This is a genomic window from Roseateles sp. T103 (assembly GCF_057219915.1).
Genome location: NZ_JBXVVS010000002.1, coordinates 671,012 through 685,532 on the forward strand (window position 1 = coordinate 671,012; position 14,521 = coordinate 685,532).

15 protein-coding genes are annotated in these 14,521 nt (G+C 69.9%); 13 read left to right on the plus strand and 2 right to left on the minus strand.

Annotated elements, in window-relative coordinates; translation table 11 throughout:
- Positions 1-14 precede the first annotated feature (14 nt).
- The 8 genes from cphA (at position 15) to AC2EBS_RS09530 (ending at position 8,531) form a co-directional block, all read left to right on the plus strand.
- Complete coding sequence (cphA, locus tag AC2EBS_RS09495; protein ID WP_484728149.1) at positions 15-2,597, plus strand: cyanophycin synthetase; 2,583 nt, start codon at positions 15-17, stop codon at positions 2,595-2,597.
- A 194-nt stretch (positions 2,598-2,791) separates the two neighbouring features.
- Positions 2,792-3,118 carry an ArsR/SmtB family transcription factor gene (locus AC2EBS_RS09500; protein WP_484728150.1) on the plus strand — a complete coding sequence of 109 codons (327 nt, stop codon included), beginning with the start codon at positions 2,792-2,794 and terminating at the stop codon, positions 3,116-3,118.
- A gap of 15 nt (positions 3,119-3,133) precedes the next feature.
- Positions 3,134-3,649, plus strand: coding sequence for an ArsI/CadI family heavy metal resistance metalloenzyme (locus AC2EBS_RS09505; RefSeq protein ID WP_484728151.1), 516 nt, complete (start codon positions 3,134-3,136; stop codon positions 3,647-3,649).
- Positions 3,650-3,654: 5 nt separating this feature from the next.
- Entirely contained in the window at positions 3,655-4,155 is a 501-nt protein-coding gene (locus AC2EBS_RS09510) for an arsenate reductase ArsC (protein ID WP_484728152.1), read from the plus strand.
- Positions 4,156-4,162: 7 nt separating this feature from the next.
- The gene (locus AC2EBS_RS09515) at positions 4,163-4,666 is read left to right on the plus strand and encodes an arsenate reductase ArsC (RefSeq protein ID WP_484728153.1); all 504 of its coding nucleotides are present in this window, start codon (positions 4,163-4,165) and stop codon (positions 4,664-4,666) included.
- A 55-nt stretch (positions 4,667-4,721) separates the two neighbouring features.
- Positions 4,722-5,750, plus strand: a complete 1,029-nt coding sequence (gene arsB / locus AC2EBS_RS09520; RefSeq protein WP_484728154.1) for an ACR3 family arsenite efflux transporter — start codon at positions 4,722-4,724, stop codon at positions 5,748-5,750.
- A 39-nt stretch (positions 5,751-5,789) separates the two neighbouring features.
- The gene (locus AC2EBS_RS09525) at positions 5,790-6,998 is read left to right on the plus strand and encodes an MFS transporter (RefSeq protein WP_484728155.1); all 1,209 of its coding nucleotides are present in this window, start codon (positions 5,790-5,792) and stop codon (positions 6,996-6,998) included.
- Between the two features lie 99 nt (positions 6,999-7,097).
- Positions 7,098-8,531, plus strand: a complete 1,434-nt coding sequence (locus AC2EBS_RS09530; RefSeq protein WP_484728156.1) for a methyl-accepting chemotaxis protein — start codon at positions 7,098-7,100, stop codon at positions 8,529-8,531.
- 12 nt (positions 8,532-8,543) lie between these two features.
- On the opposite strand, the gene AC2EBS_RS09535 is transcribed toward AC2EBS_RS09530, so the two are convergent.
- On the minus strand, positions 8,544-8,915 hold the full coding sequence (locus AC2EBS_RS09535; protein WP_484728157.1) for a hypothetical protein: 372 nt from the start codon (positions 8,913-8,915) through the stop codon (positions 8,544-8,546).
- Positions 8,916-9,110: 195 nt separating this feature from the next.
- On the opposite strand from AC2EBS_RS09535, the gene AC2EBS_RS09540 reads away from it, so the two are divergent.
- The 4 genes from AC2EBS_RS09540 (at position 9,111) to AC2EBS_RS09555 (ending at position 12,539) form a co-directional block, all read left to right on the plus strand.
- Positions 9,111-9,431: a hypothetical protein gene (locus tag AC2EBS_RS09540; protein ID WP_484728158.1), complete on the plus strand. Its 321-nt coding sequence runs from the start codon at positions 9,111-9,113 to the stop codon at positions 9,429-9,431.
- Between the two features lie 102 nt (positions 9,432-9,533).
- Positions 9,534-10,859, plus strand: coding sequence for a DUF3422 family protein (locus AC2EBS_RS09545; protein WP_484728159.1), 1,326 nt, complete (start codon positions 9,534-9,536; stop codon positions 10,857-10,859).
- Positions 10,834-11,718, plus strand: a complete 885-nt coding sequence (locus tag AC2EBS_RS09550) for a prolipoprotein diacylglyceryl transferase family protein (RefSeq protein ID WP_484728160.1) — start codon at positions 10,834-10,836, stop codon at positions 11,716-11,718. Before AC2EBS_RS09545 ends, AC2EBS_RS09550 begins: the two co-directional genes overlap by 26 nt.
- 8 nt (positions 11,719-11,726) lie before the next feature.
- On the plus strand, positions 11,727-12,539 hold the full coding sequence (locus AC2EBS_RS09555) for a sulfite exporter TauE/SafE family protein (RefSeq protein WP_484728161.1): 813 nt from the start codon (positions 11,727-11,729) through the stop codon (positions 12,537-12,539).
- Between the two features lie 25 nt (positions 12,540-12,564).
- On the opposite strand, the gene AC2EBS_RS09560 is transcribed toward AC2EBS_RS09555, so the two are convergent.
- Entirely contained in the window at positions 12,565-13,293 is a 729-nt protein-coding gene (locus AC2EBS_RS09560) for a Crp/Fnr family transcriptional regulator (protein WP_484728162.1), read from the minus strand.
- A gap of 130 nt (positions 13,294-13,423) precedes the next feature.
- Here AC2EBS_RS09560 and AC2EBS_RS09565 point away from each other — a divergent pair, with 130 nt between their 5' ends.
- Positions 13,424-14,509, plus strand: a complete 1,086-nt coding sequence (locus AC2EBS_RS09565) for a tartrate dehydrogenase (RefSeq protein ID WP_484728163.1) — start codon at positions 13,424-13,426, stop codon at positions 14,507-14,509.
- Positions 14,510-14,521 lie beyond the last annotated feature (12 nt).

A 14,521-nucleotide genomic window follows, 5' to 3' on the forward strand; every position in this document is an offset into this window, starting at 1 on the left:
GAAGACGACGCACCATGGAAGTCTCCCGCATTCGCGCGCTGCGCGGTCCGAACATGTGGAGCCGGCACACGGCCATCGAGGCGGTGGTCCACTGCTCCCCGGAAGAGCGCGCCATCACCGACCTGCCCGCCTTTGAGGCCCGGCTGCGTGGGCTCTTCCCGGCCGTCGGCACCTTGCGCCCGGCCAGCGCGCAGAAGATCGACATCTCGTTGGCCCATGTGCTCGAGCAGACCGCACTGGCGCTGCAGGCCCAGGCCGGCTGCCCGGTGACCTTCAGCCACACCCACGTGACCAGCGAGCCTGGCACCTATCAGGTGGTGGTGGAGTACAGCGAGGAAGACGTCGGCCGCATGGCCTTCGACGACGCCGTTGCGCTGGTCCAGGCTGCCTGCACGCCAGGCGGCAGCTTCGACACCGACAGCGCGCTGGCGCGCATGCGGGAGATCGACGAGGACGTGCGCCTCGGACCCTCGACCGGTTCCATCGTCGAAGCCGCGATCAAGCGGGGCGTGCCCTACCGTCGTCTGACGCAGGGCAGCCTGGTCCAGTTCGGCTGGGGCGCCAAGCAACGCCGCATCTGGGCCGCCGAGGTCGACGCCACCAGCGCGGTGAGCGAATCCATCGCCCAGGACAAGGATCTGTGCAAGCGCCTGCTGCAGGCAGCCGGTGTACCGGTGCCGATCGGCCGCCCGGTCGATTCGGTGGAAGACGCCTGGGCCGCGGCCCTGGAAGTGGGGCTGCCGGTGGTGGTCAAGCCGCAGGACGGCAATCAGGGCAAGGGTGTCACCGTCAATGTGGTGACGCGCGAACACCTGGAAGTCGCCTTCAAGGCCGCCGCCGAAATCGGCCATGTGATGGTCGAGAAGTTCCTGCCCGGCAGCGACTACCGCCTGCTGGTCGTCGGCGACAAGCTCGTCGCGGCGGCACGGCGCGATCCGCCGCATGTGATCGGCGATGGTGTGCATACCGTCAAGCAGCTGGTGGACAAGGTCAACGCCGACCCACGCCGCGGCGACGGCCACGCCACCTCGCTGACCAAGATCCGTTTCGACGACATCGCCGTGGCGCGCCTCGAGATCCAGGGCCTGACCCCCGAGTCGGTGCCCGAGAAGGGCCGTCGGGTCATCCTGCGCAACAACGCCAACCTGTCCACCGGCGGCACCGCCACCGACGTCACCGATGACGTGCATCCCGATGTCGCGGCACGCGCCATCGCCGCCGCACAGGTCGTGGGCCTGCATGTCTGCGGCGTCGACGTGGTCGCCGAAAGCGTGATGCAACCGCTCGAACAGGTGAACGGCGGCATCGTCGAGGTCAATGCCGCGCCTGGGCTGCGCATGCATCTGTCGCCGAGCTACGGCAAGGGTCGGAACGTCGGCGAAGCGATCATCAACCACCTCTACGGCCACGGCCACAAGAGCGAGGATGGCCGCATCCCCGTGGTGGCCGTGACCGGCACCAACGGCAAGACCACGACCACGCGCCTGATCGCGCACCTGTTCGCCACCTGCGGCCTGCGCGTGGGCATGACCAACACCGACGGCGTCTATGTGGACGGACGTCAGATCGACAGCGGCGACTGTTCGGGCCCGAAGAGTGCGCGCAATGTGCTGATGCACCCGGACGTCGAGGCCGCGGTGTTCGAGACCGCCCGCGGCGGCATCCTGCGCGAAGGCCTGGGCTTCGATCAGTGCCAGGTTGCCGTGGTCACCAACCTCGGCGATGGCGATCACCTGGGCATGAACTTCCTCAACACCGTCGAGGAACTCGCGCTGGTCAAGCGCGTGATCGTGCAGAACGTCGCGCCCACCGGCTTCGCGGTGCTCAATGCCGCCGACCCGGTGGTGGCCAAGATGGCCGGCGTCTGCCCGGGCCAGATCATCTACTTCGCGGCCGACCGCCATCATCCGCTGATGGCGGCGCACCGCGCGCAGGGCAAGCGCTGCGTCTATGTGGACGGCGACCAGCTCGTCGCTGCCCAGGGTTCCTGGCGCGAGAGCATCCCGCTGCGCGACATCCCGATCACGCGCAACGGCACCATCGGCTTCCAGGTCGAGAACGCAATGGCCTCGGTGGCCGCCGCCTGGGGCGTGGGCCTGGACTGGGACACGGTGCGCCGCGGCGTGGCCAGCTTCGCCAACGATGCCGACAACGCGCCGGGCCGCTTCAATGTGATGGACTACCGCGGCGCCACCGTGATCGCCGACTACGGCCACAACGGTGATGCGATGCGCGCGCTGGTCGCTGCTGTCGAGGCGATGCCCGGCAAGCGCCGCTCGGTGGTGATCTCCGGCGCCGGCGATCGCCGCGACGAAGACATCCGCATCCAGACGCAGATCCTCGGCAAGGCCTTCGACGAGGTGATCCTGTTCCAGGACGCCTGCCAGCGCGGCCGCGAGGACGGCGAAGTGCTGGCGCTGCTGCGCCAGGGCCTGGAGGGTGCGCCGCGCACCAGCCATGTCGAGGAAATCCGCGGCGAGTTCATCGCCATCGACCGCGCCCTCGAGCGCCTGCAGCCGGGCGATCTGTGCCTGGTGCTGGTCGACCAGGTGGAAGAGGCGCTGGCCCATCTGGCCGAGCGCATCGCCGCCGGCTGAGCTCTTCGCCGCTGGCCGGCCCCATGCGTCGTTGGCCGGATGCTCGGGATCCTCACGTACAGGGAGTACGTTCCGGTCCCTGCGCTCCGGCCGCCTAGCCTGGGGCCGGCCAGCGACGAAGAACCTGCCGCCCAAATACCCAAGCCCGCTGGACGGGCTTGTTTTCGATTCGACCTTTCGACTATCATTGAAATATGGAAGAACAAGACGCGATCAAGGCACTCGCCGCGCTGGCCCACGGCGCCCGGCTGCAGCTGTTCCGGCTGCTGGTCGTCGCCGGGCAGACCGGACTCACCCCGGGCGCGATGAGCGAACAGCTGGGCCTGCCGGCCGCCACCCTGTCCTTCCATCTGAAGGAGCTCGCCAACGCAGGGCTGGTCAGCCAGCAGCGCGACGGCCGCTACCTGATCTACCGCGCCGCCTTCGAGCGCATGACGGCGCTGCTCGCCTACCTCACCGAGAACTGCTGCCAGGGTGAGGCCTGCCTTCCCGTCAAGTCCTGCACCACCAAATCCTGCTAAGCCAAGGAGCAAGCCATGAAGCGATTCCATATCCATGTCCGCGTCACCGATCTGCAGGCCAGCATCGGCTTCTATTCCAAGCTCTTCGGCGCCGCGCCAGCCCGTGTCGAAGGCGACTACGCCAAGTGGATGCTCGAGGATCCGCGCATCAACTTCGCGATCTCCTCGCGCGGCGGCCAGCCCGGCGTCGATCACCTGGGCTTCCAGACCGACACCGCCGAGGAGCTCGGCGAGCTGAAGGCACGCGCCGCCGCCGCCGAGATGGCCATGCTCGATGAGGGTGAGACCACCTGCTGCTACGCGCGCAGCGAGAAGTACTGGGTCACCGACCCGCAGGGCGTGGCCTGGGAGCACTACCACACGCTGGGCAATGTGCCGCTGTTCAGCATGAAGGAAGAAGCAACGCAGGCCGGCGCCTGCTGCGCACCGGCTGCGCCGGCCCCCGCCCCTGTCGCTGCTGCCAAGCCTGCCGCCGCAGCCTCCTGCTGCGGCCCGGCTCCTGCCGGCGCCAAGTCGTCCTGCTGCGGCTGAAGACGATGAGCGCATCCAAGCCCTACCAGGTGCTGTTCGTCTGCACCGGCAACTCGGCACGGTCCATCCTTGCCGAGGCGCTGCTCAACTCGATGGGCCGCGGCCGCTTCCAGGCCTGGTCGGCCGGCAGCCGGCCGACCGGCAGCGTCAATCCGCTGACGCTGGAGACCCTGGCCTCGCTGCATCTGCCCTCGGGCCATTGCCGCAGCAAGAGCTGGGACGAGTTCGCCGGGCCGCAGGCGCCAGCGCTGGACTTCGTCTTCACCGTCTGCGATCAGGCTGCCGGCGAGAGCTGCCCGGTCTGGCCGGGCCAGCCGATCAGCGCCCACTGGGGCCTGCCCGACCCGGCCGCCGTGCAAGGCAGCGAGGCGCAGCGCCGCCAGGCCTTCCTGGACACCGCACTGACGCTGAAACGCCGCATCGAGCTGATGCTGGCCCTGCCTGTCGCCAGCCTGGAACGACTTTCGCTACAGACGGCCTTGCGCGAGATCGGCAGCAAGACCTGAGCCCACCATGACCACCCACGTTCTCATTCTCTGCACCCACAACTCGGCGCGCAGCGTGCTCTCCGAGGGCATGCTCAACCACCTGGCCCGGCGGCTGGGCAAGGATGTCCGCGCGCACAGTGCCGGCAGCGCACCCAGCGGCCGTCTCAATCCCTTCGCGCTGGAGGCCCTGGCCAATGCCGGCGTCGACACCGCCGGCTACCGCAGCAAGAGCTGGGACGAGTTCACCGGCAGCGATGCGCCGCCGCTGTCCATCGTCATCACCGTCTGCGACAGCGCGGCGGCCGAGCAGTGTCCGGTCTTCTTCGGCGGCCACGGCCAGCCGGTCAAGGTGCACTGGGGCTACCCCGATCCGTCGAATGCCGAGGGCGGCGACGAGGGCAAGCGCCGCGCCTTCGAGCTGACCCGCCAAGCCATCGGCTACCGCATGCTGCAGCTGCTCGCGCTGCCGCTGGCGAGCATGGGGCGCGCCGAGCTGCAGCAGGCGCTCGAAGAGATCGGCCGCAGCTGATCGGCACCATCCAACCAAACCACTAACAAACAGAAGACGACTCGCGGAGGATGTCTTGGGACTGTTCGAACGCTATCTGACCCTCTGGGTCGCGCTGGCCATCGCTGCCGGCGTGGGCCTGGGCCTGCTGACCCCCGGCGCCTTCGAGGCCATCGCCGCGCTTGAGGTGGCGCATGTCAACCTGCCGGTGGCGGTGCTGATCTGGGTGATGATCTATCCGATGATGATCCAGATCGACTTCGCCGCGGTGCGGCAGGTCGGCCAGCGCCCGCGCGGCCTGGCGCTGACCCTGGTGGTCAACTGGCTGATCAAGCCCTTCACGATGGCGCTGCTCGCCTGGGCCTTCTTCGAAGGGCTGTTCGCCCAATGGGTCGACCCGCAATCGGCCAGCGAATACATCGCCGGCATGATCCTGCTGGGCGTGGCGCCCTGCACGGCGATGGTGTTCGTGTGGAGCCAGCTGACCAAGGGCAACGCCGCCTACACGCTGGTTCAGGTCTCGGTGAACGACCTGATCATGGTGTTTGCCTTCGCGCCTATCGCCGCCTTCCTGCTCGGCGTCAGCAAGATCGCGGTGCCGTGGGAGACGCTGCTGCTGTCCACCGTGCTCTACGTCGTGCTGCCGCTGATCGCCGGCATCGCCACTCGCCATCTGCTGCTGCAGCGCGGCGGTCTGGGCGCGTTGGGTGGCTTCGTCGCGCGGCTCAAGCCCTGGTCCATCGTCGGCCTGCTGGCCACCGTCGTGCTGCTGTTCGCCTTCCAGGCGCGCACCATCGTCGCGCAGCCGCTGATCATCGCGATGATCGCCGTGCCGTTGGTGCTGCAGAGCTACGGCATCTACTTCATCAGTTATGTCGGTGCACGGCTGCTGAAGCTGCCCTACGAGATCGCGGCGCCGGCCTGCCTGATCGGCACCTCGAACTTCTTCGAGCTGGCTGTCGCGGTGGCGATCTCGCTGTTCGGACTGAACTCGGGCGCCGCGCTGGCCACCGTGGTCGGCGTGCTGGTCGAGGTGCCGGTGATGCTGTCGCTGGTGGCCTACTCGAACCGCACGCAGCACCGTTTCTCAGGCCACGCACGCTAGCGCCTCGGGGGCATCGCCGGCAGCGGTTAGGCTAGCGGCATGCCGGATCACAGAGCCTCCGACTGGCGCCTCGTCTGCGCTTTAGGCGTCGCGCAGATCGTCTCATGGGGCAGCCTGTTCTACGCCTTCGCCCTGCTGCAGCTGCCGCTGCGCGAGCAGCTTGGCGCCAGCCCGGCCGAGGTGGTCGGCGCCTTCTCGCTGGCGCTGCTCGTGGCCGGGCTGCTATCGGCCCCGGTGGGCCGCTGGATCGACCGACGCGGTGGCCGCGCGCTGATGAGCCTGGGCTCGCTGGCCGCGGGTCTGCTGCTCGCGCTGCTGCCCTGGGTGCAAAACCTCGCGCAGCTCTATCTGCTCTGGGCCGGCCTGGGCGCAGCGATGGCCGCCACGCTCTACGACCCAGCCTTCGCCGTGCTGGCGCGCGTGTTCCGCGGCGGCCCGCGCACCGCGATCACCGTGCTGACGCTGTTCGGCGGCTTCGCCAGCACGGTGTTCTGGCCGCTGACGCAGCTGCTGATCGAGCAGCTGGCCTGGCGCGGCGCCCTGTGGACACTGGCGGCAATCAATCTGCTCGTCTGCCTGCCCATCCACGCGCTGCTGCTGCCCGGCGCGCAGCCCGAAGCAGCGCAGGACGAGCCCGGTCCCGCAGCAGCACGGCAAGGCACCCGCTGGCGTGCGCTGCTGGCGCGGCCGGGCTTCGCCTGGCTGTGCGCGGCCTTCACCGCCAACACCCTGGTGTTTTCCGCGCTGTCGGTGCACCTGCTGCCGCTGCTGGCCAGCCGCGGCCTGGACGCACGCGACGCCGCCTGGGTGGGCGCGCTGATCGGGCCGATGCAGGTGCTCGGCCGCCTGGTGGAGTTCTTCGCGCTGCGCTCGCTGCGACCCTCGCACGTCGGCGCACTGACGCTGTGGCTGCTGCCCGCCTCGCTGCTGGTACTGCCGGCCATCGACGGCAGCAGCGGCCTCGGTGCCAGTGCCCTGCTGTTCGCCTTGCTCTACGGTGCCGGCAACGGCCTGATGACCATCGTGCGTGGCGCGCTGCCGGCCGAGCTGTGGGGGCGCGAGGACTATGGCGCCATCAACGGCGCACTGGCCACGCCGGTTCTGCTGGCCAAGGCCGCCGGGCCGCTGGCCGCCGCCGCGTTGCTGGGCTCGCTCACCTCGCTGAGCCTGATCCTGCTCCTGGCAGCGCTGGGAGGGCTGGGCGCCCTGCTCTTCGCGCTGGCGCTGCGCGCCCACGGCAAGGCTTAGAAAACAACAATTACACCATTTTTGCCACTTCTTTCCATTGCGCCCAGCGATGTCCCGCCACTAAGCTGCACCAGTTGAGCAGTAACGCAAGGAGCAGGCATGACGTACACAGGTACGAGCGAAGGATCCAACGAACAAAGCAGTCGCCAGGCAGCCTGGCTCAAGGCCGACAAGCTGCTGCTCGCCGTTGTCGGCGCCCAGGCCCTGCTCGCCCTGGCACTGGGCATCCAATGGGGCAATGTGGGGCTGGCCCTGGGTGTGGGGCTGCTGCTGTTGCTGGCGGCAGTGGGACTCTGCACACTGGCCGGCGGCACCATGCTGGCGGCCACCGGCATGGCCACCGTGCTGATGAGCATGACGGCCCTGCACATCCAGCTGGCCAAGGGCATGCTGGAGTATCACTTTGGCGTGTTTCTGGTGCTGGCGCTGCTGCTGGTCTACCGCCACTGGATCCCCATCGTCACCGGAGCCGCAGTGATTGCGGTTCACCATGTGCTGTTCGACCGCCTGCAGCTGGCCGGCGTCGGTGTCTTCTGCCTGTCCGAGCCCGACTTCGGCCGCATCCTCATCCATGCCGGCTATGTGGTCGTGCAGACAGGTTTCGAAGTCTTCATCGCCATGGAGATGACCAAGCGTGCGGTCGAGCAGAGTGCGCTGATCAAGATCGTCGAGGGCATGGACGACGGCGGTCGCATCAACCTGTCCATCGGCAGCGGCACGGTGACCATCGGTACGGCCGGCCAGTTGCGCCAGGCGCTGGACCGCATCGCCGGCGCGATCGGCCAGGTGCAGCAAGCCGCGCAGAGCATTGGCACGGCCAGCGCCGAGATCGCGTCGGGCAATCAGGATCTGTCCAATCGCACCGAGCAGACCGCCTCCAGCCTGCAGCAGACCTCCTCGTCCATGGACCAGCTGACACATGCGGTGGGCAATACCGCCAGCTCGGCACGCGAGGCCAATAGCCTGGCGGCCGGCGCCTCGCAGGCCGCCGCCAAGGGCGACGCGGTGGTGCGCCAGGTGGTCGACACCATGCAGGCCATCGATGCCAGCGCGAAGCGGATCGCCGACATCACCGGCCTGATCGACAGCATCGCCTTCCAGACCAACATCCTCGCGCTCAATGCCGCGGTCGAAGCCGCGCGCGCCGGCGAGCAGGGCAAGGGCTTTGCCGTCGTGGCCTCGGAGGTGCGCAGTCTGGCGCAGCGCTCGGCCGAAGCCGCCAAGGACATCAAGAGCCTGATCAGCACCTCGGTCGAGCAGGTCGCCGCCGGTGCCGATCTGGTGCAGTCGGCCGGTGAGGCGATGCGCGAAATCGAGGGCGCCGTGCAGCGTGTGGCCTCGCTGATCGGCGAGATCGCCGACTCCTCGGCGCAGCAGAGCGCCGAGATCGCCCGCGTCAACCAGGCCATCCTGCAGCTCGACCAGGTCACGCAGCAGAATGCCGCCCTGGTGGAGGAATCGGCTGCGGCCGCCGAGAGCATGCGCGAGCAGGCCAGGCGTCTGTCCGACAGCTCGGCGGTGTTCCGCACCTGAGCGGGCCAGCGTTCAGCGCGGCACGCGCTCCAGCTGTTCGCGCAGCTGTGCGACCGCGCTGAGCACCGCCTGGTGATAGGCACGCCAGAGCGGATCGCCAGCGACCGCGCTGCTGCTCTCGAGCAGGGCCGTGGATCTGGATGCCTCGGCCTCGAGCACCGCCGTCAGCGGCTCGGCGCGCTCCAGCACGCGCGCGGCGCGACGCAGCAAGGCATAGCGACCTTCGTCAGCCTTCAGCGCCGCAGCGCCGCCAGCCTGCCGGTCGAGCCGGCACATCGGCCCCTGCCCTTGCAGGCGCATTTCCAGCAGCGCGATCTCGGCCGCCAGCCAGGCGGCCAGATCGGATGCGCCGGCGGATCCGGCAGGGACGAAATCTGTGGTCATGGAGGCATCCGTCACGGCGGCGCCATTCTGGCGGCTCTGGCGCCGGCCGGCCGATGATGCAGATCAAGCCCTCCGGCCGAGCTTCGCGGCATAGTCCCGGCTGACGCAATTCCGGCCTGCCCCCTGCAGGCCGACGCCTCGTCCGTCGCGCTGTCGATCGGCCTCGGGGCGAAACCAAGCTCCGCCTCCCCGATCATGACCATTTCCACGACTTCCTTTCCCGCTGTGCTGAGCGATGGCTGGAGCCTCGTGCTCGGCACCTGGCCGCTGCTGGCCGTCGCCGGCGCGCTCTGGCTGGTGATGCTGGCCACCGCACTGCGGCGCATCGCCGCAGGCCGTTCCGGCGGCTATGCGCTGGCGCTGCTGGCCGGTGCCTGGGCCGTCGCCGTGGCGCTGGCTGTCGAGCCGGCTCTGGCACAAGCGGCCCTGAACCAGCCTGCCGCAGGTGCGGTGCTGGCCCTGCTGGCCGGCGCCATGGGCTTCGGCCTGCTCAGCGCACGCAGTACGTCGCGCTGAGGCTGCGGCCGTCGCGCGAAGCCGGTGCGGCGCCGGGTGTTCGGCCGGGGACCGATACTCGGGGTCCACGCCAAGCTGGCTGCCATCCCCGTGCTGCATCCCATGCCCGACGCCGACTCCCGCCCCTCCGTCCTGCCGCCCGACGACGCTCAACGCCGCCTGCTGCATGACGAGGTCCATGCACGCCCGCCGGCGCGCATACGCCTGCCGGCGCTGGTCGTGATGGTCGCGGTGCTCAACGAGGGCGTGAGCCGCGAGCAGGAGTGCGCGCACCTGCGCAGCCTGCCCGGCCAGGACCATCTGCGCCCCGAGGACCTGGCCGACAACTTCCTGCGCCTGCGCCTGGGCGGCCTGACGCTGAAGTGGGAGCGCCACAGCGAGTTCACCCGCTACTCGCTGGTGCAACCGCTGCCGGCGCACGCCCTGCTCGGTGCCGAGGACCCGGCCCTGCTGCCGGCATTGGCGCTGGACCCCGCCTGGCTGCGCGACATTCCCGGCCGCACGGTGGCCGCCGTCAAGCTGGCGATGGTGGAGCACGACATCAGCGACCCGCATGCTGCGCTGGCCCTGGGGCAGAAGTGGCTGGGCGGGCGCACCGTCGTGGCCTCGCTGCTGGGCAACGGCCACTCGATGGCGGTGACCAACTTCCAGCTGCGCGACAGCGGCTTCGAGCGCATGCTGGTGATCGCCCCGCCCGGCACCAGCGAGACCCGCGCCGGCCGCATCTCGGCGCGGCTGCTGGAGCTGGAGATCTACCGCCTGATGGCGCTGCGCGGGTTGCCGGTGGCCAAGTCGCTGGCGCCCATGCTGGCCGAGTCCGAGGGCGCGCTGGCCGACATCACCGCGCAGCTGGAAGACCGCCAGGGTTCGGAAGATGCGCTGCTGGACAGCCTGATCCACGCCGCGGCCCGGGTGGAGCGCGCCACCGCCCAGCACCTCTACCGCTTCTCCGCCACACAGGCCTACGACGCGTTGGTGCGCCAGCGCATTGCCGAGCTGCGCGAGCAACCCATCCCCGGCACGCAGACCATCGGCGAGTTCATGCAGCGCCGGCTCTCGCCGGCCATCGCCACCGTGGCAGCCACGTCAGCACGATTGAGTTCGCTGTCGCAGCGCATCGAGCGCGCCAGCGCCCTGCTGCGCACGCGCGTGGACATCGCCACCGAGACGCAGAACCAGCAACTGCTGGCCAAGCTGACCCGCGGCCAGGAACTGCAGCTGCAGCTGCAGACCACGGTGGAGGGGCTGTCGATCGCGGCGATCTCCTACTACGTGGTCAGCCTGCTGCTCTATGGCGCCAAGGCGCTGAAGACTGCCGGCCTGCCGCTGAACCCCGAGCTCACCACCGGCGCGCTGATCCCGCTGGTGCTGTGGGGCGTCTGGAAGGCGACGCAGCGGGTGCATGCGCGCCTGCATCGCGACCATTGATGCGACAGGGGCACGCGCGATGATGGCCCTGCAGCTCGGCCCCGTGGCCCTGCCGACCGCACCGCTGCTGCTGGGCCTGGGCCTGTGGGCCTCGTCTTGGCTGGCCGGCCGGCTGGCCGCCCAGGGAGCCGCTTCGGCCGACGAGGCGAACACCCGGCGCCAGGCAGCCAGCCAGGCGCTGCTCAATGCCGGCTTTGTCGGCCTGCTGGCGGCGCGACTCGTGCACCTGCTGCTGCATGCCGAGCCCTATCTCGCGCAGCCGCTGGCCATGCTGGACATCCGCGACGGCGGCTGGAACCCCTGGGCCGGGCTGGGCGCCGGCCTGGCCTGGCTGGCCTGGCAGGCGCGGCGATCAGCGGCCCCGCTGCGCCGGGCGCTGGCAGGCGCGGCGATCAGCGGCCTGCTAGCCACCAGCGCAGCGGCAGCGGCGCTGGGCCTGTTCGCCCGACCCGCACTGCCGGACCTGCCGCTGGTGGCAGTGGCCGGAGGGCAGACGATCGGTCTGCGCGAGGCGGCCCGCAACCGCCCGGTGGTGGTGAGCCTGTGGGCCAGCTGGTGCGGCCCCTGCAAGGTAGAGCTGCCGCTGCTCGCGGATGCTGCGCGGCAGCACCCCGAGATCGGCTTCCTCTTCGTCAACCAGGGCGAAAGCGCCGCCACGGTGCAGGACTTCCTGGCCCGCCAGCAACTCCGTCTGGACGAGGTGCTGCTCGACGCCCGCTCGCAGCTGGGCCCCGCCGTCGGCTCGGGCGGCCTGCCGACCACGCTGTTCTACGACGCGCAGGGCCGGCTGATCGACGCGCATCTGGGCGTGCTCAACGCTGCGGCGCTGCACTCGCGCCTGGCCCGGCTGCAACGCTGAGACGGCCTGTGCCCATCGAACTGCTCATCCCCCCGCTGCTCGGCGCCATCGTCGGCCTGGTGATGGCGCTCACCGGCGCGGGCGGCGGCATCCTCGCGGTGCCCATGCTGATCTTCGGCCTGCACCTGAGCGTGCAGCAGGCCGCGCCGGTGGCGCTGATCGCGGTGGGCGCCGCAGCGGCGATCAACACCGTGCTCGGCCTGCGCGAAGGCATCGTGCGCTACCGTGCCGCGGCGCTGATCGGCTGCATCGCGATGGCGATGGCGCCGCTGGGCGTGCTGCTCGCGCATCAGCTGCCCACACGCCCGCTGATGCTCGGCTTTGCCGCTGTGCTGCTGCTCAGCGCCTGGCGCATGGTCGCACCCAACGCCACGACCGCGCAGGTGACCGGACGCCCCTGCCACATCAACCCGGCCAGCGGGAGGCTGCTGTGGACGCGGCCCTGCAGCGTGGTGCTCGCCGGCACGGGCCTGGCCTCGGGCCTGCTGACCGGCCTGCTCGGCGTGGGCGGCGGCTTCGTCATCGTGCCCACGCTGGCGCGCTACACCGATCTGGACATGCGCAACATCACCGCCACCTCGCTGGCAGTGATCGCGCTGGCCTCGCTGGGCGGCGTGCTCGGCGCCGCCAGCCATGGCAGCCTGGACTGGAGCCTGGCCCTGCCCTTCGGCGGCGCCGCGGTGGCCGCGCTGCTGGTCGGACGTCGATTGGCGACGCGCTTGTCGCCGCTGCTGCTGCGTCGCGGCTTCGCCGGTGTGGCGGCGCTGGTGGCCTTGTTGCTGGTCGCGCGGGCCGTCGCTTGGTTGCCCAGCCCTGGCTGAGCCTGCCGGCTTGCAGGCGCCTGTCCTAGATCTCGTCCTGCTCGCGCACCGCGCGCTGCAGCGCGGCCACGTTCAGGCAGGCGGCGCGATTGCCGCGCAGCTCCAGCACGCCGTCGCGCCTGAGCTGGCTGATCAAGCGGCTGGCGGTCTCGATGGTCATGTCAAGCATTGCGCCGATCTCCTCGCGCCGCGGCAGCCAGACGACGCCCTGCTCGTCCGCGTAGTCCGACAGCCGCAGCAGCAGGCGCAGCACGCGGCGCCGCGCCGGGCCGGTGGCGAGCTCGGCCACCCAGGCCTCGGCATCGTCCAGCGCGCGCTGCCAGCGCAGCATCAGCTCGCGCAGCAGGGTCTGCTGCTGCTCACCGAGGGTGTCGACCAGGCTGCGCGGAATGCGGCACAGCTCCACCGGCGTGCAGGCCACCGCATCGTCGCCATAGCTGCGGCCCAGCAGCGCCTCCTGGCCGATCAGGTCGCCGCGGCCAGCCAGACGCACGATGCGCCGATCGCCGCGCTCGGTGACCCGCTCGAAGCGCACCACGCCGGAGCGCACGGTGAAGACCGCCAGTCCCTGCTCGCCGCGGCCGTAGACGCGCTCATCCGCGGCGAGTAGCGGCCCCGCGATATGGGCATGGATGCGCTCCAGCCCCTGCTCGTCCAGCGCGCCGAAGAGCGCGTTGCTGCGCACTTCGCAGGCCATGCAGACGGCGGCCTGCGGATGACGCGAGTCCTGGCGGTGGATGGGAATGACGCTCATGCGGTGCCTCACGGCGGACGGAGTCCGTCGCGATTCTCGCATATATCGCCATTCGCTTATGTTTGCACGCAAGTCGCACAACAAGCCCGGCGCGACAATGCCGCATCACCCGACGCAGGACATCGCCCCCATGAGCACCGCAGCCAGCACCTCGCACAAGATCGCCGTCATTCCCGGCGACGGCATCGGCAAGGAAGTGATGCCCGAGGCGCTGCGCGTGCTCGAGGTCGTCGAGCGCCGCTTCGGCGTGGCCCTCGATCTGCAGCCCATCGCCTGGGCCAGCTGCGACTACTACCTGCAGCACGGCGAGATGATGCCGGCGGACTGGAAGGCGCAGCTGCAGGGCATGGACGCGCTGCTCTTCGGCGCAGTGGGCTGGCCGGCCACGGTGCCGGACCATGTCTCGCTGTGGGGCTCGCTCTTGAAGTTCCGCCGCGAGTTCGACCAGTACATCAATCTGCGCCCGGTGCGCCTGTTCGAAGGCGTGCCCTGCCCCTTGGCCAATCGCAAGCCCGGCGAGATCGACTACCTGGTGGTGCGCGAGAACACCGAGGGCGAATACACCAATCTGGGCGGCGTGATGTTCGCCGGCACCGAGCGCGAGATCGTCATCCAGGAATCGGTGTTCAGCCGCTACGGCACCGACCGCGTGCTGAAGTACGCCTTCGAGCTGGCCAAGAGCCGCACACGCAAACACCTGACCGTGGCGACCAAGAGCAACGGCATCGCGATCTCGATGCCCTGGTGGGACAGCCGCGCCGACGCGCTGCATGCCGACTATCCGGGCGTCGCCGTGGACAAGCAGCACATCGACATCCTGTCCGCCCGCTTCGTGCTGCAGCCGCAGCGCTTCGACGTGGTGGTGGCGAGCAATCTGTTCGGCGACATCCTCTCCGACCTCGGCCCGGCGACCACCGGCACGATCGGCCTGGCGCCCTCGGCCAACCTGAACCCGGAGCGCAAGTTCCCCAGCCTGTTCGAACCGGTACATGGCTCGGCGCCCGACATCTACGGCCAGAACATCGCCAACCCGGTGGCGATGATCTGGTCGGCCGCGCTGATGCTGGACTTCCTCGGCCACCGTGACGCGCACGATGCGATCGTGCGCGCGATCGAGCAGGTGCTGGCCCAGGGCCCGCGCACGCGCGACCTCGGCGGCACCGCCTCGACGACGGAGATGGGCCAGGCAATCGCCGCACTGGTGGCAAGCAACTAGCACAGCGGCAGC